The organism is Bdellovibrio sp. HCB185ZH (assembly GCF_047302455.1).
GTDB lineage: Bacteria > Bdellovibrionota > Bdellovibrionia > Bdellovibrionales > Bdellovibrionaceae > Bdellovibrio.
This window is the reverse complement of record NZ_CP178624.1, coordinates 1,735,313-1,754,469: the sequence shown is the minus strand read 5'-3', so window position 1 is coordinate 1,754,469 and position 19,157 is coordinate 1,735,313. Positions and strand designations below refer to the sequence as shown.

Genomic DNA, 19,157 nt, shown 5'->3' with positions numbered 1-19,157 from the left:
CAGTTGACTCTGCAGGAGCTGGTCGTCACGATCAGGGTGTGAAAAACAATCGCGGTTATATTCAAATTTTTTCTGATGGTGCTTGTTCTGGAAATCCTGGTCCCGGTGGTTGGGCGTCGGTCATTTTGTTACCTGACGACACAGTGACTGAGTTGGGATCCGGCGAAAGAGCGACCACCAATAATCGCATGGAGATGAAAGCCACAATCGAGGCTTTGAAGTTTGTTTCTGAAATCCCAGGACCTGTGCATTTTTATACAGACTCCACCTATGTTATTCGTGGTATCACGCAGTGGATCTTCGGTTGGAAAAAGCGCGGCTGGAAAACAGCTGAAGGCGCCGAGGTCTCCAATCGGGAATTGTGGGAAGAGTTAGGTCAGGTTGTTTCTGCTCGCGGTACCAGCAATAAAGTGGACTGGCGCTATAGCCGCGGTCATGTGGGTATTCCAGGAAATGAGCGCTGCGATCAAATTGCGGTGGCGTTTTCTAAAAACGATTATATTGATTTGTATTCAGGCAGTCTTAAAAATTATCCCATCAACATTTTGGAAGTTCCCGCAGATCATTCGTTGCCCGAGATTAAATCTCCAACGGAGAAAAAAGCGGCCTTCAGTTATTTAAGCAGTATCGGTGGACTGGTGTACCGTCATCGTGATTGGCCGTCTTGTCAAAAACGAGTCAGCGGTAAATCCGGGGCAAAATTTAAAAAATCCACTTCGGCTCAGGATGAGTTAGAGATTCTCAAATCCTGGGGCCTTCCGGTCAGCACACCGATCAAAGAAGGATAGGTCATGGAAATTTCAAACCGACATATACTTATCACAGGGGCAAATAGAGGTATCGGTCGCGCTTTTGCAAAAATGTGCGCCGAAGATAAAGCTCACGTACATATTGTTATTCGTAAAGAGGACCCGGAACTGGTCGCAGAGCTTAACGCTGCCGGTGCAAAGTCTGTCACGGTTTGGATTTCAGATCTCGGCGATCGCGCCGCTGTTTCGGAGTTGCTTAAAAAGCTTCAGGACGTGCAGATCGATATTCTCTTCAATAACGCCGGTCAATTGACGGGCGGGCTGTTAGAAACTCAATCGATTGATGAAATCTACGAGATGATGCAAGTCAATGTGAACAGTTTGGTTCAACTCACTCACGGTCTGTTGCCAGGAATGCTTTCGCGTAAACGCGGTAAGATTATCAACAACTCCAGTGTTGCCGCTTACATGTATTTCCCTTCAAACTCGACGTACGCGGCTTCAAAAGCCGCTGTCGTGGCCTTCACGCAGTGTTTGCGTGCGGAACTAAAGGATACAGGGGTGTCGACATTGCTTCTGATCACACCGGGAATTAAAACTCGCATGTTCGAAAAAGTGGTCGACGTTTTCAGTAAAAACATGGAAGTCCCCAACGAAACGATCTCACCTGCTCAATACGTGAAAATGATCCGCGAAGCGATTCTGCACGACTTAGATGTGTTAGAGCCTTCAGGAATGACAGGCTGGGCTTTAAAGGCAGCCAAATTCGCAAAGCCATTGTTCGATTTCGAAGTCTCTCGCCGCTTCCGCCGCTAGGGATTCGTGGTTCTACGCTCGTATGGTCTGCGACCAAAGGTTCTTTATGTCTCACCGAAAACCATGCATTTTTGGGAGGACGTGTTTGAACTATAGAATAAATAGGTAGTTGCTTCACTTGAGCGTGAATGTCGACAGCGAGTTCCCCACGGTTCACGTCACGTCCGAAATACGATGGGGCCTAAGCCTCAAGATCAACATACTCGTTTCGAAATTAAGAATCAAAATTGCACTTCATCCTTATTATCGGGGTATCGGTCATCGAATCGAATCGAATCGATTCGATTCGAATTTAATCCCGCTCAATGGGAGCTAGTATGAAGCACGCAAGACAGCAAACCTTTTCGGTATTAAACACTCATTGGAAGCATCGTTACTGTCATGGCGGAGCTCTTCGCAAATCGTCGCATGGTCGCTGCGCAAGACCCCTATCCACCAAAGATCCACTGCATTTAGTTTTCAAAGTGAATAAGGCCGCTGTGAAAAATGGACTTCGACATCCGAGAAACTTTGGATTGATTAATATTCTTCTTAAAAAATATTCTCGCAGATTTCATGTTAAGGTCGAGCAGTTTTCCATTCAGACGGACCACATTCATTTGTTATTGCGTGGCTCCCGAAGATCCGGTTTACAAAGTTTTTTTCGGGTGGTGGCGGGGCAGTTCGCGCAGGTGTTGACCGATACCTTCAGCCGGAAGCATGAAGGTGTTAAAGTATGGAAATATCGTCCGTTTTCCAGAGTGGTTAAGGGATTTCAGTCATATAAAATCGTGCGGGATTATATTCAATTGAACGAACTTGAAGCCGCAGGAAGACCGTACTCCAAGACACGATTGCGCGGACTACGTGAAGCACAGTTACGGGAGTTGTGGATTTAGTTTTATGAATCGATCGTGATATCGAATGTGGCCGTAGAGTGAGATTCGTCTCCTCGTCCATCGGCGCATCAATCGGCAAACTTAAAACCGAATCGGGGAGTGTTGATCATTTGCAGTGAGCGAGGTATCAGATATCTCATTGGAATAGAATGCAAGATCACAAGAATAGATGTATTTACGTCTGTGGAAGTCTTTGGGGAAGCCGATAAAAAAAGGGGACATCACAGTCCCCATTTTCATTAATTCGTTTTATTAAAGTGTAAAGTCCCAGATCCCAAAGGCCCGGTGATTGTCACTTTCATCTCTTTGCCTTCGATGTTTTTCACGGGGACGGGGAAATTCAAGTTGTAAGCAGTGTAAAAGCGGTTGTGAGTCGGGTAAAGGCTGATTAGCTCTGCCAACGCGGCTTTGTTGCGAGTGACTTTGCCTTCATAACGTTTGCCATCCACATCCAGGAACGTTCTCCATAACGTCGTATCTTTTTGCAGGTCGTCGTTCTTTCTTTCCGGCGTATAAAAGCTTAAAAAGAATTCTGTTTCTGTGCTGAGCTTTGTTTCTCGTTTTGCTTTTTCAGCGCTGAATTTGGAATCTTCCCATTGATAAAAACGAGTCAATTGATCCAGTTGCGCTTCTGTCACCGCTGAATTTAGCAACGTCGCCTGCATTTCCAAAACGTTGTAAAGACCCGAGTACTTCGTGGTACGGTCCGAATATTTTTCCACCGTTTCAAAATATTGATTCTCAGTGCGCAGAGCGCGACCTGTGGAAGTCACTTCGTAAGAAGCGCAACCAGCAAGCAACAATGTTAAAGCTAAAATATATTTCATTAACGGGACTCCAAAATACTATCCAGAAATCTTTTAATATCAGCAAAAGCTGTTTCGCGCATCACATCGTTGATGATCTCATGCTTAGCATTAGGGTAAACTTTGATCTCTTTGCGTTTGCTGCCAAGCTTTTCATAAAATTTCAAAGCTTCTGGTGTGCTGCAAACGGGATCCTTTTCCGGAAGCAAGAACAACGCAGGTTTTTTGATTTCGTTAGCACGTGGTCTGACGTACTCCCAATTTTCCAACATGCCGACGAAAACTCCAGGGGACATTTTCGTATGGCGAAGAGGATCATTTTCGTATTCACGAATTACTTCAGGGTCGCTGGTTAAAGATTTGTTGGATAATTCATTACCCAAAGTCAGCTTGGGCAAAATCTTATTCAACAAGAAAGCTGCGGAAGATTTCACCAAAGGAACTTCCATCGACAATCCTAAAAGGGGAGCGCTGATAACCAAGGCATCGTGTCTGATGTCGGGATTTTGCAGTAAAGTTTTAATCTCCACCAAAGAACCCATCGAGTGACTATAAAGAACTACCGGGCCTTTTTTAACTTTTTCAATCGCCAAAACTTTATCTAAAAAGATTTTGTGATCACGACAGTAATCATCAAAATGCTCACCGTAACCGCGACGCCCTTCCGAACGACCATGACCACGAAGATCCCAGGCATAAAAAGACCACTGGTCATCTTTGAAAGCTTCAAACAGACGATGGTAACATTCTGAATGTTCGCCATGTCCATGAGTCAAAATGATCGTGCCCTTCGCATTGGGATTATCCCAAACTTGAAAGAAGAGATTAGTGTTGTCGAAACCTTTGAAGAAGCCTTCTTCTCTTTTCAGCATATGAATTTAGATTGCCGCTTGCCCCGAATGAAAACAAGGTTTCTTTTCACCTTCGGGGCCCGGTTTTAGGTCTAGATCAAACCCCGCACCACAATCGTGTCGTGTGGAGGGTCTTGTTGCTCTGGGAAATCGATATTGTAGTGAATGCCACGACTCTCCTGGCGGCGAAGGGCGCACTCCACTGACAGATTTGCAACGATCGCAATGTTTCGAAGCTCCAGAATGTCAGAGTGAATTTTCATGTTGGAGTAATAACCCTTAAGCTCTGAAAGAATATTTTCCAGGCGATGTTGGGCGCGTTCCAGGCGTTTGTTTGAACGAACAATACCCATATAGTTCCACATCAGGCGACGGATCTCTTCCCACATGTGCGTGATGACGATCATTTCGTCGTCATTGGATTCCTCTGGATGAGTCCAGGCTTTGGGTTCCACTGGGAAAAACTCATTGTTACCTGCGCCCGATTTGATTTGTTCTGAGCAGTTATGGGCTGTCGTCAAACACTCAAGAAGTGAGTTGGACGCCAAACGATTCGCGCCATGCAATCCCGTGCAAGCTGTTTCGCCGATAGCCCACAGGCCTGGAATATCGGTGCGACCGTTTTCATCGGTCACAACGCCACCGCACAAGTAATGTGCTGCAGGTACGACAGGAATGGGTTGCTTGGTCATATCGATTCCCAGCTCCATGCACTTCGCATGAATCGTTGGGAATCGTTGTTGCAAAAATTCGGAATCCAATTTCGTCATGTCCAGATACACACACTCAGCACCCGTGCGCTTCATTTCTTTATCGATCGAACGGGCGACAACATCGCGCGGAGCAAGGGAAGCAAGCTTATGGTATTTGTGCATGAAGGGCTCACCCTTAGCGTCAATTAAAACGCCGCCCTCACCGCGCAAAGCTTCGGAGATCAAAAAGTTGCGTGAGCTTGGGTGGAATAGACAAGTCGGGTGGAACTGCATGAATTCCAAATTCGCGATACGTGCACCCACGCGGAAAGCCATGGCGATACCGTCACCCGTCGCGCCACTCCAATTGGAAGTGTAGAGATAGACTTTACCAGCGCCACCCGTGGCAAGTGCTGTGTTTTTTGCTACAAAAGTGTGCACTTCCCCTGTGTTTTTATCCAACGCATAGGCGCCGATGCAAGTTACCGGGGCCATGTCATTGGGATCGACTTCTTTGTTCACGATCAAGTCGATGGCGTTAAAACGTTCCAGCAGGGTGATGTTTTCATGTTCCCGAACGCGGGCCAAAAGAGTGCGATGAATTTCCAAACCCGTCTGATCTTCGAAGTGCAAAATACGGCGAAAACTGTGCCCGCCTTCGCGCGTCAAATCGATCTCGTCAGTTTCTTCTCCGCCTTTTTTGCGAAGGTCAAAATGAACACCCCAGTTTAATAAATCCTCAATACGTTCAGGGGCTTGATGGACGTAGTTATGAACGACAGTTTCTTTGCAAAGACCTGCTCCAGCGACCAATGTGTCCTGAATGTGGGCTTCAAAACTATCTTCACCCGACATCACGGCAGCGATTCCACCTTGAGCCATCGAGGAGTTGGTATCGGTCATTTTTTCTTTAGCAAGCACGATCACTTTACCATGCGAAGCCATTTTCAGAGCTAAAGCGAGGCCGGCGGAACCAGAGCCGATAATCAAAACGTCACTGCGGTGGGTACTCATAATGCTGCCTTTCTAGTGCCTTTTAGTGCCTTTGGCAAAGGAGTCTTGCTTGATTCTTGCCAATTAATAAATCTACAATGAAATCAAAGACTCACATGTGAAATAGCTACGCGGTGAGTTTAGGTTGTGACAGGAAGGAACAGCTCTGATGAAAGTGAAACTCCTAGCAGTGTTGATCGCGGTGGCGGCGCTATTTATTGGCGCGGTCTTGTGGCGAACAGATAGCTTCGTTTACGGCGATCGCATGAATTGGGTTGAGGCACAAACACGCACGCAGATCAGTTCCATCTCTCGTTCTTTGGGGGGCGAACTGAAGTCCCTGCAAAGACTGACAGCCACTTTCAACGCCGACAACTTTCAAAAAAACAGAATCAACTGGTCGGCGATCGCCCCGTATTACGCAGTAGCCTCCGTCGCAGTCAATGGTTCCGACATTGAGCCACAAGTTTTACTAACGAGAGACAATTCCAAAGCCTCTAACTGGAACAATACGTTCGTAAAAGCGGCGTTGGGGAAAATTGAAAATCGCACCGGTGATTTAAAATATTTCATCAAACCTTTTCAGGACACCAACCGTGGGCGTTACGTGGCGGTGGTTGTTATTGAGGGGAATCGTGGTTATGCGCTTTTCAGTTCGGGTGAAATTTTTCAATCACAAATCGATTCCGAGCGCGGCAGTCTGAGTTCTTTTTCGATTGTTACGACAAATGGACTGACGGTCGGTCACACGATTCCGGAATACCTGGGAACGGTGATGCGCGATGATCCGATGTTCCGAGAGATCGCGAAAAGTGGAGCCACTCACGGTGGTGGTGTTGTTGATGTCAGTGCGAAACAAAAACTTTACGGAATGTTCGAGCAAGTGCCTCAGACAAATTTGTGGGTTCTAAGCTCTGCACCGATGACCGAAGCTTTGAAGGGTCGCACCGGATTGTGGTGGCAGTTCTTGTTGATGGGCTTGGGACTTGTGTTGGTGGGATTGGCGGCCGTGTTGTGGGTTGTGGCGCCAGCAGAAAATAAAATTGAAAAATTAGAAACAGATTTGGTCGCAGCCCAAAAGAAAGCGGCAGCTGCCCCGGCAGTTGAAAAAACTGTCGTCGCAGATCCAGAGACAGCGCAAAATGAAAAAGTGCAAACTTCCATGCGCGTGGCCTCAGCATTAGCGCACGAGATGCGCGGACCTTTAAGCTCGATCCTGGGGTATTCGCAAATGATTTTAGCGAAACATCCCGAGGGCGAGATTGTCGACAATACGGATTCAATCTTGCGTGAAACTCGTGCGGCTCGTGAAATCATCAATAAACTTTTGGGTTACGCTGGTGAAGAGATCAAAGAAAAAAATTCCATGAAAGTGGAAGGTCCTTTGGCTCGCGCATTGAAAAACCTGGAAGGGGAGTTGCAGAACAAAGGCGTCAAGCTGGTTCGTAATATCCAAGAGACTGCAGCAGTGGATGTGCATGCAGATGCTTTGACTAAAGCGTTCGAAAACATTCTGACAAATTCCATCGAAGCGATGGAGCGCATGCCGAAAAAAGAAATCAAGATCGATCTTTACGAAGATGCTTCGGGAATTAATCTTTCCTTCGAAGATTCTGGTGAGGGTATCGATTCTGCAAATCTCTCCAAGATTTTTGATCCGTTCTTTACGACACGCTCTTTTAAAAATCATATGGGCTTGGGATTATCAGCCGCCTTTGGTGTTTTGAAAGAACACAATGCAGAAGTGAAAGTGACTTCGCAACGTGGGTTTGGCGCAAAGGTGATGATCACATTTAAAAAACAGCAATCCGTCAGTGTGATGAAAGCGCCGACGACGAAGTCGGATGAAGTGACGCCGATTCCGGTGGCACCCGTGGCTCCAGTGGCGCCTGTTGTAGAAAAAATCCAAATTCAAGGCGAAGTCTTGCAATTGAAAGAAGAGTCTCCTCACCGTGAAGAAGCCGAGACTGAATTCCTGGAGGCTAAAATGAAATCTTCTGTCGGCACTCATTCTCCATTGGATGTAAATCTCGATAAGCTTTTCGAAATGCCTGATGAGCCCACGGTAGTAGCGGGTTCGGTCGAGCAGACCGATGAAACCGAGGCCGTAAAACCCACTCAAGAAAATGATTCTAAACCATCTGCGCCCGATTTGGATTTTGTCGACAACTCTTCTGAAGAGCGCACGGTCATCGCATCCTCAGCTCCGGTTGATGATGAATTCACGCCAGTAAACTTGGTCAATGCACCAAGTGCCCCTGCGCCGACAAAGAAATCTAAAGCAGATGGTTATCAGGTCGAAATTCGCAGACCTGGAAAGAGGACGTAATTGGAAATACGCGATCATAGTTCTCAATTTACCGTTTATGTATTCACATCCGATGTGGATCAGGGCGCAGCTATGAAAGTTCATCTTTCACAGGCTGGCTATGATGCGTACTTCATTCATGATCCGGAACAACTTGAACAACGCCTCAACGATACGCCTCCGCATCTGTTGGTTTTCTCGACAGCCACATTGGCAGGAGCGCTGAGCGATTTTGTCGTTCATGTGCAAAAGATCAACGACGAAATTCGTTTTATTGCGATCTCTTCGTTAAGCCAGTTTGAAATTTTAAAACAGTATGAAAGCTTTGGCTTCATGGATGTCATCTCAGACGAGGCGGCAGCACTTGAATCCCGCGTGTTATGGTCTGTAGATCGTGCTTGTGAAAAAATGTATCTGACCTTCCAAAATGAACAGCTCTTTGAAGACTTGGAAGCAACCAAGAAAGAAATGGAAGATGTTCAAGCAGCTGCTGCCAAAAACCTGCAGCATCAAGAAGAGGCGGCAGCTCGTCCTTCGTTCCCTATGCGCATTGCGGAGTATCGCTCAGCCCAAAGTAAAGAGGACATGATTCAAAGATTTCTGAACGGGATTTCCACTTCCCGTTGTTTGTTCTTTAAATTTCTTCCTTCGGTTCGTAGCTTCGTTGCCACTCACGCAAACGGCATTGATGCCGCACAAATTCAAGGCGTGGGTTCGCAGCTGACGACGGATGAGATGAAGGACCTGGGCTCTTTGCTGGCGATGGGATTATTGCCAGCCAAATTCTCTGCAATGCTGGTTGAAGCTTTTCATTTAAACCCACCTAAGGCGATACCTCTTTATGGCAACGCCCATCTGGAAGGGTTGTTCGTATATTCTGGTGGCATGGACAGCAAAGCTGTAGCCCAGCTGACAGATGAGTACACCCTATTCAATCTTTGCTATTCCAATTTTGTATTGGAAAAGAAAGTCGACGCGCTAGAAGTCCAAGATTTCGTAACTGAGCTTTATAATCGCAATCACTACGTTAAGATCATTGAAGAAGAAGTAGCCCGTGCGCGTCGTTTGAAGCAGCCATTAGCGATTGTGAAGATCTCAATGGATGATTTTTATGAGATTGAATCATCTTTGGGTGAAGCAGTGAGAGATGAGTTGCTTAAATCTCTCGCAACAGTCATAGCAAAATCCAGCCGTACGAACGATACGAATTATAGAACAGCAGCGAATGAGTTGACGATGGTATTGCCTCACTGTTCTAAAAAGGGTGCAGCTTTAAGAGCCGAGCGTGTTCGTCGCGTGGTTGAGGGAAGCTCCTTCCTGGACAAAGGAATGAAGATCTCTATCAGCCTGGGTGTCAGCGAATATCCTTCCTTGTGCGACTCTGCCAAGACGTTGGATGAAACTGCAGCGAAAGCCCTGGCTCATATCGCGGATAAGGGCGGAAACAAAATCTGTTTGTATAAAGCCCCAGATAGTCACAAGCCTGAATTCGAAGTTCCGGCTGAATAGGATTAGTGTTTTTAATGGAAATGTTTCGAAAGACTTTTGCGGAAATAAATTTAGATAACCTGACACACAACATTCGTGTCTTGCAGAAAGCGTTTCCGCAAAGGTTCCTGTGTCCCATGGTAAAGGCGAATGCCTATGGCCATGGTGACGTAAAGTTAGCTTTGCACCTGGAAAAACTGGGCATTCAAAATCTGGGTGTCTGCCTGATCGAAGAAGGTCTTTTGCTTCGTCAATCCGGCGTGAAAACAAATATCCTGGTGTTCCGCGGCTTTGACAAAATAGGTGCGAAAGCCATCATCGATAATAACATGACCGCGGTGGTCAGTTCCTGGGAGCAGATCGATGCCTTGGAACAAGTCGCTGATAAAAAAATCAGTGTGCATGTTAAATTTGATACCGGCATGAACCGCTTGGGATTCCGCACGGAAGAGGCTGAAAAAGTTTTTGCCCGTCTGAATGGCCACGCAAAGATTGAAGTGAAGGCCTTGTGTACTCACTTGTACATTGGGGAAAATGCCGATGAAGTGGATCAAACGAGTGCTCATCAGCTGCAGAAGTTGAACCAGGTTTCTGAAATCTTTAAATCCATGAACGTGTTCTGCCATGCTTTGAACAGTTCTGGAATTTTGAATCTGATGCAGCTTTTGAAAGATGGAGCAGCCGACTCCAAGCATCCGTTGTTGATGCAAAACTGGGGAATTCGTCCTGGGTTGATGATTTATGGTTACAGTTCGTTAGGGCGACCGGATGTGGGTGACTTAAAACCTGTTATGACTTTAAAGTCGGTGGTGAATAATTTCCGCCAGGTTAAAAAGGGCGAAACTGTTTCTTACGGTGCTCGGTGGACAGCTCATCGGGATTCAATCATCGCGGTGATCGCAATTGGTTATGGTGATGGCTATCATCGTTTGCTGACCAATCAGACGCATGTTTTGTTTAACGGACAAAAAGCGCCGATCACAGGAACTGTTTGCATGGACTATCTGATGGTTGATGTCACAGATATCGTACAAGGGAAAGACCTTCGCACTTTGCAAGATCAGGAAGTGGTTTTGTTCGGATGGGATCGAGCAGGTCAGTTGTTATCTGCAGAGGAAATTGCCAAAAAAGCCCATACCATTTCTTACGAAATGCTGACCAGCGTGGGCGAGCGTGTGCCACGCGTGTATGTCGGTAAGGAGATCGGATGAGTTCACAAACTCTGGTGCAAAAAACAGCATTTGCGATTTCCTGGGTTGGATCCTCGGTTATTGAATTTTTCCGTGGCTTCATTGAAGCAACCGGAAAAATGATGATCTTCTTCAACGAAAGCGTGCGTTTGATTTTCGCCAAGCCCTCGCGTTTTCCCGAAATTATCAAGCACATGGAGTTCATCGGAAACCAGTCCATTTGGATTATTTGTCTGACCGGTGGATTCACAGGGCTCGCTTTGTCGTTCCAAATTTATCTGGGCTTTAAAATGTTTAATGCCGTGAACATGGTAGGGCCCGTTGTGGCTCTGGGGATCACTCGTGAATTGGGTCCGGTGTTGACGGGATTAATCGTTGCTGCTCGTGCGGGTGGCGCCATGGCTGCGCGCCTTGGCACCATGCGTGTGAATGAGCAGATTGATGCCCTTGAAGTGATGGGTGTTAATACCAAGCAGTATCTTATTTCTCCACGCATGGTCGCGGCCTTTATCTGTATGCCTCTTTTGACTGCGGTTTTCGATTTCGTAGCGATGATGGGCAGTTGGTTTTTGTGTGTGCGCCTGGTGCAATTGGACGAAGCGATTTTCTGGCAAAAAATTCGCGATATGATCGAAGTAAAACATATCAACGAGGGACTTTTCAAAGGCGCCGTTTTTGGAATCTTCTTTGCGCTCATTTGTACTTACCGCGGATTCAACACCACGGGCGGAGCCAAAGGTGTGGGTGAAGCCACGAATCAAGGTGTGGTTCAAAGCATGGTTATGATCATTATTCTGGATTATTTCCTGACGAATTTGATTCGCGTGTATTACAGTCTGTCGGGGATTTCTTAATGTTTAAACAACAGTCGGCAGTTCAAATTCGCGATCTGAAAAAAACTTTTGATGGGAATGACTACATTCTTAAGGGAATTGATTTAGAAATTCCTCGTGGAAGTTTGACTGCGATCATTGGTTTTTCCGGTACTGGAAAATCGGTGATGCTAAAACATTTGCTGGGCTTATATAAACCCACTTCCGGTAGCATCGAAGTTTTAGGCCAGGATTTGGCTCAGATGAATGAAGATGAGCTAACCAAGTTTCGCCAAAAGTTCGGCGTGCTTTTTCAGTCGGCGGCTCTTTTTGATGACATGACAGTTTTAGAAAACGTATGTTTTCCACTATTTGAACATCGCCGCGACCTTAAGGAGTCCCAAGTCTTTCGTATAGCCGAAGACAAACTCCACCAGGTCGGGCTGGACCCAAAGCACTTCAAAAAACTTCCTAGTCAGATCTCCGGCGGGATGCAAAAAAGAACGGGATTAGCGAGAGCTCTCGCCCTAGATCCAGAAATCCTGATCTATGATGAGCCGACCACGGGTTTAGATCCCATTCTGACTGAAATGGTAGATAATTTAATTCTGGAGACACATAAGAGCCGGAATGGGCAATTGACCTCGATCATGGTTTCACACGATTTGTCCGCTGCGTTTAGGATTGCGGATCATATCGCGATGTTGGATAGTGGCAAGGTTTTGCTATTCGGGACTCCAGAGGACTTCTTCAACACCGATATTGAATTGGTTAAGAAGTTCGTGAATAAAGGGATGAAACACCAATGAATTGGCTTCGCGCTGCAGAGTTTAAAGTAGGTCTATTAGTGATCGTCGTAGGATCATTGATTGCCGTTATGTCCATGCAGGTGAGCGAAGATCCTTCCTACCTTGGTCGTTCAAAAAAAGCCTGGTTCCTTATACCCAATGCGGGTGGTTTGGTTAAAAATTCAGCAATTCGTTCTGCTGGTATTCCTGTCGGCGTGATCAAAGACATTCGTTTGCAAGATGGTCAGGCCCGCGTAGACATCACCGTTAAATCCGATGTTCCGATGACAACTTCGGCGGCCATCGAAATCAAAGCTCAAGGTATCTTGGGTGATGCGCATATCGAAGTTTATCCTGGTTCCCCAACAGATCCGCCACTTCCTGACAACGCACAAATCCTGACGGTGAAAGCCGGTGGGTCATTGGAAAACCTTATGGCACAGGTCGGTGAGGTGACAGCTTCCTTGAAAGTCGTCGCAAAAAATCTGGAAGAGGCGACATCGCAAGACGGTACTCGCAATCACGTTTTGGGTCGTATCATCAAGAATGTTGAAACGATCACTAAGGATCTGGCTCAAGTTACAACCGAGAACAAAGACAAAATTGGCGATATCGTGGATGAAGTTCACGACATCACATCAAGTCTGCGTGAAGTGATGAATGACAATAGCGACACCGGTATCAAAAAAACTTGGGCTCGCCTGTCACAAACCATGAAAAACCTGGATGAGATCACGGGCAAGATCAACCGTGGTGAAGGTACGATCGGTAAACTTATCAGCGACGAAGCAACGGCAGAAAAAGTGGATAGCGCTATCGATGGTCTTAGCGACATGGTCGGCTCTGCCAGCAAAATCGAAACGGCATTTGATTTCAAAACAGATTATCTGGGTGATGTTGGAAACTGGAAAACAACAGTCGGTGTGAAAATTCAACCGGGCTTGGACCGTTATTACTACCTAGCCATTGTGGATGATCCAGTGGGCGTTGTGGAAACAACTCGTTATCAATACAACGGCACTCCGCCACAGGGTTCTGCGGAATACTACGAAAAGAAAACTTACGAAAACAAACTGAAGTTCACTTTGTTATTTGCGAAGAACTTTTGGGATCTCACTCTTAAAGGGGGTGTGATCGAAAACGGTGGCGGTTTCGGCGTGGATTACTATTTCTTCCGTCGCAAAATGCGCGCAACTGTTGAGGCTTTCGACTTTAAACGCACGAATCTGCGCGGTTCTTTGAGTTACTTCTTCTATCGCGGTCTTTATGTGAATGCCGGTTGGAATGATGCTTTCAATAAAAACGATGCAAGCTCCAGCTTTATCGGGGGCGGTCTTTATCTGACCAACGACGACTTGAAGCTCCTCTTAACGAAGGGGCTTTAAAATATGTCGGTTGAGGTTTCAAATACAGATAAAGTATGGCTGATTAAATCCTCAACCAGGATTCTGGGGCCTTTCTCTGTTGATGAAGTCGCAACTCTTTTAAAATCCCGCCAAGTTTCAATCATCGATGAAATTCGTCTGCCTTCGGGCCGCTGGAGTTATATCCGCGAAAATCAACGTTTCATGGATATCGTTCGCAGCATTCGCGAAGAACAGGACAATGCTCCTGACAACACGATGACCCAGTCTATTCCGCACAACACGACGTTCACTAAAACAGAACCTACTGTTGATCCGGAGCAAACACTGACTCCGGTTCCAAATCAATCTCCGCAAATGAAAGATGTTTCATTTGCCTCTGAACGAGCAGTGAATAAATCGGCAATGCCGGCTTCGGGTGTCAGTTATGGAACTTCAAACGACGTTCGAGTTCAGAATAAAATTCGTCAGCAAAGCAATTTTCTTCGTTGGGCTGTGATTGGTGTCGCTGCCGTTGCGGTTCTTGCGATCTATGTGACATTGGGTCATCGCGATTCCACTCACAGTGTGAATTACGACGAGCTGATTTCCCGTGCGATTCGTTATAAAAGCGTGGGGCTGTACGATAAATCTTTGCAAGCCTATAAAGCCGCAAGCTCCATCAAAGAGCCGGATCTAGACACGCAAATTCAAATGGCACCGGTTCTTATTTCAGAGGATCGCCAGACTTTGCAAGGTCGCCGTATATTAGAAAAAGCGATTGTTCAGGAAAACCGTCAACGTTCGGAGTTGGTGGATGCGTATCTTGGAATTGCCGTCTCTTACATGATGGACGGGGATTTGAAAGAGGCTGAAAACACTTTGCAGAAAGCGATTGGTCACGAACCTTTCAACATTGCGGCTCGTTTAAACTTAGCCATCGTGGAAATGAAAAAAGGGAACTACAAAGAAGCCATGCACAAGTTTGAGCATGTGCTTTCTAAAGATCCCACCAACGTCATGGCATTATATGGCCGTTCGATGGCGGCTATGGAAGTCGCAAAAACGTCTTCTGACTTAAGCTTCTTAAAACCACTGGTAAGTGACCTGCAAAACGTTCTCAAGAAAACAAACCTGCTTCGTCAGGAATTAAGTCTGTTCCTGATCTACTCTTATAATTTGCTGGGTGACGTGGATGCCATGAACCAGGCGATTGTGAAGTTCTTAAATGAAACTCCGGGTATTTCTAATTTGTACACTCACTCTTTAAGCGTCGACTGGCGCTTTACTCAGTGGGATTACCTAGAGAAATATTGCTCTGAAGTTTACAATAAAAGCGTTCCTTCCGCAGAACTTAAGGCAGTTCGCGCCTTGTGTTTGATGGAAGTAAATCGCGATACCGATGCAGATAAACTTTTGCGTGAAGCGGTGTCCGAAGGCCCCAAAGATCCTTATGTTCTTGCAGCCCAAGCGGCTTACTTGAAAAAAACGGGTCGTGCTCCTGAAGCTTTGGCAGTTTTAAAAATGCCGGAAGTGATGAGCTTGCCAGTTCGTGATCGCCTGGTGGGTGATATCTGTATGTCGACTCATGATGTGAACTGTGCTCAAGCGGCCTACACAAAAATGTACGAAAGAAACAACACCAGTGCGGCAGCCCTCTACGGTTTGGCCTGGGTCGTAATTAAACGCAAAGACCGGAACTCTGCATACAATTATGTACGAGCCGGATTGCAGTCTGAACCAACTTTCATACCTCTGTTAGAAATGAGGGATCAACTGGAGGCTGATTAATGAATCAGCCTTTTGTGCTTTTCATCCTCAGTGCTTTGGTATTCGTCAGTGGTTGTACGAAGACTCCTGGTTATCATCGTGAAGAATATAAAATCATTAAGTTCGAAGACGTTCCGCCAGATCTGAAAATTCCCACAAAAGCCTGGGACATGCTTTCCTTTAAAGCGGTCGAAGGTGGCGCACACGGAGAACACGCCGAAGGTGGCGGTGGCGAGGGTGGTCACGGTGGCGGCGAAGGTAAAAAAGAATCCGGCAATAAGGAAATCGTCTTTGCCGATGTTTCTGTTTTTCTCGTGGATAAGAATCCAGGAATTCTTAAGCAAGAGGCCATGAAGTTTGAGCTTCCTCGTGGTGGTGGCGAAATTGATTTGTCTCAGTATCTTAATAATCGCCAGGGTTCGTTTTATGTTGGCTTTGAATTTCCTTCCTTCACGGAGGCCAAGCAGAGCAAGGTTTTATTCATCAGCCATGCGCGCAAACGTAAGCTCGGAGAATCCGTGTACGGTGCTGGCTGCAATCAAATTTTAGATATCACGACGAAATTTAATTTGGCGATGCAAGGTGAGGGACTTAAGGTCAACACCACTCGCGAAAGACATATCAGCGTTCTAGGCGGAACTTTCTTGTTCTCTGCTGAAAAAGGCGACACGATCTATGTGGCTCAAGTTTCCTTTGTGGATCCCGAGCACGGAAATCTTTTCTGCGAGGCACCCTGATGGAAAAAAAGACAGTTCAAAGTCTCCAGGACAGAGACGCAGTTGATTCTTTATTTTTAGTAAAAGAAAAAAATGTCGGCGTCGGAAAAAACGGTCGAGCTTTTATGGGCCTGCAATTGGGCGACGCCACTGGAACTATCGATGCGCGCCTGTGGGATCGCGTCGAAGAACTGTCTCGCCTGTTTGAAACCGGGGATGTTCTTAAGGTTAAAGGACAGGTTCAACTCTTCCAGAATCGTAAACAGCTGGTTATCCATAAGTTTGAAAGAGTTGAAAATTCCGAAGTGAATTTCGAAGACTTTATTCCCAAGTCATCGAAAAATTCTGAAGACATGATGGCTGAGCTGATTCAGCTTGTGCGCAGCATGCGTAACGATCATTTGCGACAATTGGTTTTGGACACTTTAGAAGACCCCGAGATTCGTCCGCGCGTTTTGCGTGCACCGGCAGCTAAATCCATCCATCATGCGTGGGTGGGTGGCTTGCTGGAGCACATTCTTTCGATCTGTAAAATCATGGACTTTATGGGATCTCACTATCCGTTCTTGAACCGTGATTTGCTTCTTTTCGGAGCAATCTTTCATGACATCGGAAAAATTTGGGAGCTTTCCTACGATAATGGCGTTTCCTATACCGATCGCGGCCGTCTATTAGGACACATGCAAATCGCCTGTGAACTGATAGATAAAAAAGCAGCTCGCATCTTAGGCTTCAGCGAAGAGCTCCGCGATATTTGTAAGCATATAATCTTGAGTCATCATGGTAAACTGGAGTACGGTTCTCCCAAGCGTCCAAAATTTATGGAAGCGATGTTGATTGCGATGGTTGATGATCTTGATAGCAAGGTCGCAACTTTGAAAACAATCGTGGATGGAGAACGCGGTTCGGGCGAGAAATGGTCTCGCTATAATGAACTGTTTGATCGTTACTTCCTCCTTGATGATTTGAATGAGAAATATTGATGTTTGGTTTGTGGAAGCGTTTCAAGACGCTGTTAAATACGTACAAGGCTTATGATCCCGCAGCGAAATCTCTTTGGGAGATCGCTTTGCTTTATCCGGGTCCTAAAGCCTTGATCATGCATCGTGTGGCGCACACCTTTTATAAAGCTCATTTTTATTTCATCGCTCGTCTGGTGGCAGAAATTTCTCGCTGGCTTACAGGAATTGAAATTCACCCGGGCGCAACCCTGGGTCGCCGCTTGGTGATTGATCACGGCTTTGGAGTTGTGATCGGTGAAACAGCTGTGGTTGGCGACGACTGCATTATTTTTCACGGCGTGACTTTGGGGGGAATTAAATTTGATCCCGTTAAACGTCATCCCACCGTTGGCAACAGAGTGATGATCGGAACAGGTGCCAAAGTTTTAGGCCCCATCACCATCGGTGACGGTGCTTTGATTGGTGCCAACGCCGTCGTCGTCAAAGACGTTCCAGCTGGCGCCACAATGATCGGCCCCATCTCGCAGCAAAAATAGGTGCCAGGTCCTGTTTACGTATGCACCGCATTCAAGGAGCTCGAATGAGAACATTGGAATCTTGGTTTGCTGAATACAGCGAAGGTCATCAAAACCCTCAAAATAGAATCATCCATAAAATCTGTGTGCCCGTGATCTTCTTTACTGTCGTCGGTTTGCTACTGCAAATTCCCGTACAAATGGGTCCGATTCGCCTGGGCGAATTGTTGATTGCATGTGCTCTGGGTTGGTACGCCACTCTGGGAGCAAAACCGTTTGTGATCATGCTCGGCCAATTGGCAATCTGCTATGTGCTTTTGTATTTATTGGGAAATCTGGTTCAGCCATTGTGGCTGTTGCTCGTCGGACTTTTTGTGGTAGCTTGGATCGGTCAATTCTATGGTCACAAGCTTGAGGGCAAGCGACCGTCCTTTTTCAAAGATCTTCAATTTCTGTTTATCGGGCCTTTGTGGGTGCTAAAAGACGTATTTTTTAGAAGTTGATGGGAAGCCCTCCATCTAAGGAGGGCCCCGAAAGCCTCTTACCAAGCGGCAAGGCGGCGGCGACGGTTTTTCTTACGGACCGGAGTAGCAGTACTTGTACTTTCAAGTTGTGTGTTGGTCGTAGGAGCCGTTTCTAGTTCTACCTGTTTCATAGCCGAACTCCTTTCGTGCTAGTTTCAATCACTCAGACCGAATTGATCCTTGTGGTTTAGGTACTCCTCCATTGTCGCAGAGCTGCGCAGCGTCAAGCGACAGTTTTAAAATTAGTTTCCGGTCATGAAACCGTAATGCAAATAGAAGTGAGGATATCGTATATGAGGGGCGATGCGCCGCATTCATTTGGGGTATTGAGTGCTTTGAGAGTATGGCCGCAGCCTATTTATCGCAATGAGCGTCGTTGAAAACGCGGTAGTCACCTTTGTTCTGAGCGACTGACCATTTGCCTTCTTTTTTTACCAGGACACGCTGATATCCGTCCTTCGGTGACATCGGAATCCAACCATCTTTAAAGTCTGTATCCATTGCGAAAAGCTCTTTTTTGCTGCCGTCCTTGTGTTCTTCAATGAGCTCTAAAAGACCCTCTTGCTGAATGCTGGTGTTGTCCTGAAGGGTGATGCTTTTAAGATCCGGCTGCGCGATATCTTTGCAATACAGAAGCATCCTCGTCTTTGCTTGGCTGATTGCAGGCAAAGTGATAATTGGAATCAGTGTCAGGAGTTTGAAACGCGTCATTGATGTTCAGATAGCAAAGGGAGTTGGAATTGTTGAGTGAAAATCGTGACATAAGGAAATAAGAACAGGGTTTGGGGAGCTAAATTAATTTGAAAATCGTCCTCAAGGGGTTGTCAGCTCGTTTTCATTCTCAAGATACTATCACCTTGCTTTCAGTCGGCTTTCAGTTGCGACTTTAAAAAAGGAATAACTGTTCAAGACGAAGGCAAGCCTTTATCACGGTAGCTCGCTTATAAAGGACTTAC

Annotated in this window: 18 protein-coding genes; 14 read left to right on the top strand and 4 right to left on the bottom strand. The window is 46.3% G+C overall.

Annotated features, from left to right (window positions below; translation table 11 throughout):
- Positions 1-38 precede the first annotated feature (38 nt).
- The 3 genes from rnhA to ACLSU7_RS08600 all read left to right on the top strand — a co-directional run bounded on the left by rnhA (position 39) and on the right by ACLSU7_RS08600 (position 2,443).
- Positions 39-788, top strand: a complete 750-nt coding sequence (gene rnhA / locus ACLSU7_RS08610) for a ribonuclease HI (protein ID WP_413295127.1) — start codon at positions 39-41, stop codon at positions 786-788.
- 3 nt (positions 789-791) lie between these two features.
- Positions 792-1,565 carry an SDR family NAD(P)-dependent oxidoreductase gene (locus tag ACLSU7_RS08605; protein ID WP_413295126.1) on the top strand — a complete coding sequence of 258 codons (774 nt, stop codon included), beginning with the start codon at positions 792-794 and terminating at the stop codon, positions 1,563-1,565.
- Positions 1,566-1,882: 317 nt separating this feature from the next.
- Positions 1,883-2,443: a transposase gene (locus tag ACLSU7_RS08600; protein WP_413295125.1), complete on the top strand. Its 561-nt coding sequence runs from the start codon at positions 1,883-1,885 to the stop codon at positions 2,441-2,443.
- A gap of 239 nt (positions 2,444-2,682) precedes the next feature.
- Here the strand turns inward: ACLSU7_RS08600 and ACLSU7_RS08595 are convergent, their stop codons facing one another.
- From ACLSU7_RS08595 to nadB, 3 genes are all read right to left on the bottom strand, one after another.
- On the bottom strand, positions 2,683-3,270 hold the full coding sequence (locus tag ACLSU7_RS08595) for a hypothetical protein (protein WP_413295124.1): 588 nt from the start codon (positions 3,268-3,270) through the stop codon (positions 2,683-2,685).
- Complete coding sequence (locus ACLSU7_RS08590) at positions 3,270-4,121, bottom strand: alpha/beta hydrolase (RefSeq protein ID WP_413295123.1); 852 nt, start codon at positions 4,119-4,121, stop codon at positions 3,270-3,272. Before ACLSU7_RS08590 ends, ACLSU7_RS08595 begins: the two co-directional genes overlap by 1 nt.
- 71 nt (positions 4,122-4,192) lie before the next feature.
- Positions 4,193-5,806: an L-aspartate oxidase gene (gene nadB, locus ACLSU7_RS08585; RefSeq protein ID WP_413295122.1), complete on the bottom strand. Its 1,614-nt coding sequence runs from the start codon at positions 5,804-5,806 to the stop codon at positions 4,193-4,195.
- Between the two features lie 148 nt (positions 5,807-5,954).
- On the opposite strand from nadB, the gene ACLSU7_RS08580 reads away from it, so the two are divergent.
- From ACLSU7_RS08580 to ACLSU7_RS08530, 11 genes are read left to right on the top strand one after another with little or no spacing between them, the layout of a single operon-like run.
- A complete protein-coding gene (locus ACLSU7_RS08580; RefSeq protein ID WP_413295121.1) occupies positions 5,955-8,114 on the top strand; it encodes a sensor histidine kinase in 2,160 nt (719 codons plus the stop codon).
- The gene (locus ACLSU7_RS08575) at positions 8,115-9,602 is read left to right on the top strand and encodes a GGDEF domain-containing protein (RefSeq protein ID WP_413295120.1); all 1,488 of its coding nucleotides are present in this window, start codon (positions 8,115-8,117) and stop codon (positions 9,600-9,602) included.
- 14 nt (positions 9,603-9,616) lie between these two features.
- Positions 9,617-10,792 carry an alanine racemase gene (gene alr / locus ACLSU7_RS08570; RefSeq protein WP_413295119.1) on the top strand — a complete coding sequence of 392 codons (1,176 nt, stop codon included), beginning with the start codon at positions 9,617-9,619 and terminating at the stop codon, positions 10,790-10,792.
- On the top strand, positions 10,789-11,625 hold the full coding sequence (locus ACLSU7_RS08565) for an MlaE family ABC transporter permease (RefSeq protein WP_413295118.1): 837 nt from the start codon (positions 10,789-10,791) through the stop codon (positions 11,623-11,625). Before alr ends, ACLSU7_RS08565 begins: the two co-directional genes overlap by 4 nt.
- The gene (locus ACLSU7_RS08560) at positions 11,625-12,392 is read left to right on the top strand and encodes an ABC transporter ATP-binding protein (RefSeq protein ID WP_413295117.1); all 768 of its coding nucleotides are present in this window, start codon (positions 11,625-11,627) and stop codon (positions 12,390-12,392) included. The genes ACLSU7_RS08565 and ACLSU7_RS08560 overlap by 1 nt, the downstream gene beginning before the upstream one ends.
- Positions 12,389-13,756, top strand: coding sequence for an MlaD family protein (locus ACLSU7_RS08555; RefSeq protein ID WP_413295116.1), 1,368 nt, complete (start codon positions 12,389-12,391; stop codon positions 13,754-13,756). Before ACLSU7_RS08560 ends, ACLSU7_RS08555 begins: the two co-directional genes overlap by 4 nt.
- 3 nt (positions 13,757-13,759) lie before the next feature.
- Entirely contained in the window at positions 13,760-15,505 is a 1,746-nt protein-coding gene (locus ACLSU7_RS08550) for a tetratricopeptide repeat protein (protein ID WP_413295115.1), read from the top strand.
- Positions 15,505-16,221 (top strand): hypothetical protein, encoded by a 717-nt coding sequence (locus ACLSU7_RS08545; RefSeq protein WP_413295114.1) that lies wholly within the window; start codon positions 15,505-15,507, stop codon positions 16,219-16,221. The genes ACLSU7_RS08550 and ACLSU7_RS08545 overlap by 1 nt, the downstream gene beginning before the upstream one ends.
- A complete protein-coding gene (locus ACLSU7_RS08540) occupies positions 16,221-17,183 on the top strand; it encodes a 3'-5' exoribonuclease YhaM family protein (RefSeq protein WP_413295113.1) in 963 nt (320 codons plus the stop codon). Before ACLSU7_RS08545 ends, ACLSU7_RS08540 begins: the two co-directional genes overlap by 1 nt.
- A complete protein-coding gene (gene cysE, locus ACLSU7_RS08535; RefSeq protein WP_413295112.1) occupies positions 17,183-17,698 on the top strand; it encodes a serine O-acetyltransferase in 516 nt (171 codons plus the stop codon). Before ACLSU7_RS08540 ends, cysE begins: the two co-directional genes overlap by 1 nt.
- 44 nt (positions 17,699-17,742) lie before the next feature.
- Positions 17,743-18,180, top strand: coding sequence for a DUF962 domain-containing protein (locus ACLSU7_RS08530; protein ID WP_413295111.1), 438 nt, complete (start codon positions 17,743-17,745; stop codon positions 18,178-18,180).
- Positions 18,181-18,555: 375 nt separating this feature from the next.
- Here ACLSU7_RS08530 and ACLSU7_RS08525 read toward each other — a convergent pair whose 3' ends face one another.
- Positions 18,556-18,912: a hypothetical protein gene (locus ACLSU7_RS08525; protein ID WP_413295110.1), complete on the bottom strand. Its 357-nt coding sequence runs from the start codon at positions 18,910-18,912 to the stop codon at positions 18,556-18,558.
- Positions 18,913-19,157: the final 245 nt, after the last annotated feature.

Coding starts and splice junctions, on each gene's coding strand:
- ACLSU7_RS08565 (WP_413295118.1), top strand. CDS start 10,789: ATGAGTTCACAAACTCTGGTGCAAAAAACAGCATTTGCGATTTCCTGG.
- nadB (WP_413295122.1), bottom strand. CDS start 5,806: ATGAGTACCCACCGCAGTGACGTTTTGATTATCGGCTCTGGTTCCGCC.
- ACLSU7_RS08555 (WP_413295116.1), top strand. CDS start 12,389: ATGAATTGGCTTCGCGCTGCAGAGTTTAAAGTAGGTCTATTAGTGATC.
- ACLSU7_RS08580 (WP_413295121.1), top strand. CDS start 5,955: ATGAAAGTGAAACTCCTAGCAGTGTTGATCGCGGTGGCGGCGCTATTT.
- ACLSU7_RS08605 (WP_413295126.1), top strand. CDS start 792: ATGGAAATTTCAAACCGACATATACTTATCACAGGGGCAAATAGAGGT.
- alr (WP_413295119.1), top strand. CDS start 9,617: ATGGAAATGTTTCGAAAGACTTTTGCGGAAATAAATTTAGATAACCTG.
- ACLSU7_RS08600 (WP_413295125.1), top strand. CDS start 1,883: ATGAAGCACGCAAGACAGCAAACCTTTTCGGTATTAAACACTCATTGG.
- ACLSU7_RS08550 (WP_413295115.1), top strand. CDS start 13,760: ATGTCGGTTGAGGTTTCAAATACAGATAAAGTATGGCTGATTAAATCC.
- ACLSU7_RS08545 (WP_413295114.1), top strand. CDS start 15,505: ATGAATCAGCCTTTTGTGCTTTTCATCCTCAGTGCTTTGGTATTCGTC.
- cysE (WP_413295112.1), top strand. CDS start 17,183: ATGTTTGGTTTGTGGAAGCGTTTCAAGACGCTGTTAAATACGTACAAG.
- ACLSU7_RS08560 (WP_413295117.1), top strand. CDS start 11,625: ATGTTTAAACAACAGTCGGCAGTTCAAATTCGCGATCTGAAAAAAACT.
- ACLSU7_RS08595 (WP_413295124.1), bottom strand. CDS start 3,270: ATGAAATATATTTTAGCTTTAACATTGTTGCTTGCTGGTTGCGCTTCT.
- ACLSU7_RS08525 (WP_413295110.1), bottom strand. CDS start 18,912: ATGACGCGTTTCAAACTCCTGACACTGATTCCAATTATCACTTTGCCT.
- ACLSU7_RS08530 (WP_413295111.1), top strand. CDS start 17,743: ATGAGAACATTGGAATCTTGGTTTGCTGAATACAGCGAAGGTCATCAA.
- ACLSU7_RS08590 (WP_413295123.1), bottom strand. CDS start 4,121: ATGCTGAAAAGAGAAGAAGGCTTCTTCAAAGGTTTCGACAACACTAAT.
- ACLSU7_RS08540 (WP_413295113.1), top strand. CDS start 16,221: ATGGAAAAAAAGACAGTTCAAAGTCTCCAGGACAGAGACGCAGTTGAT.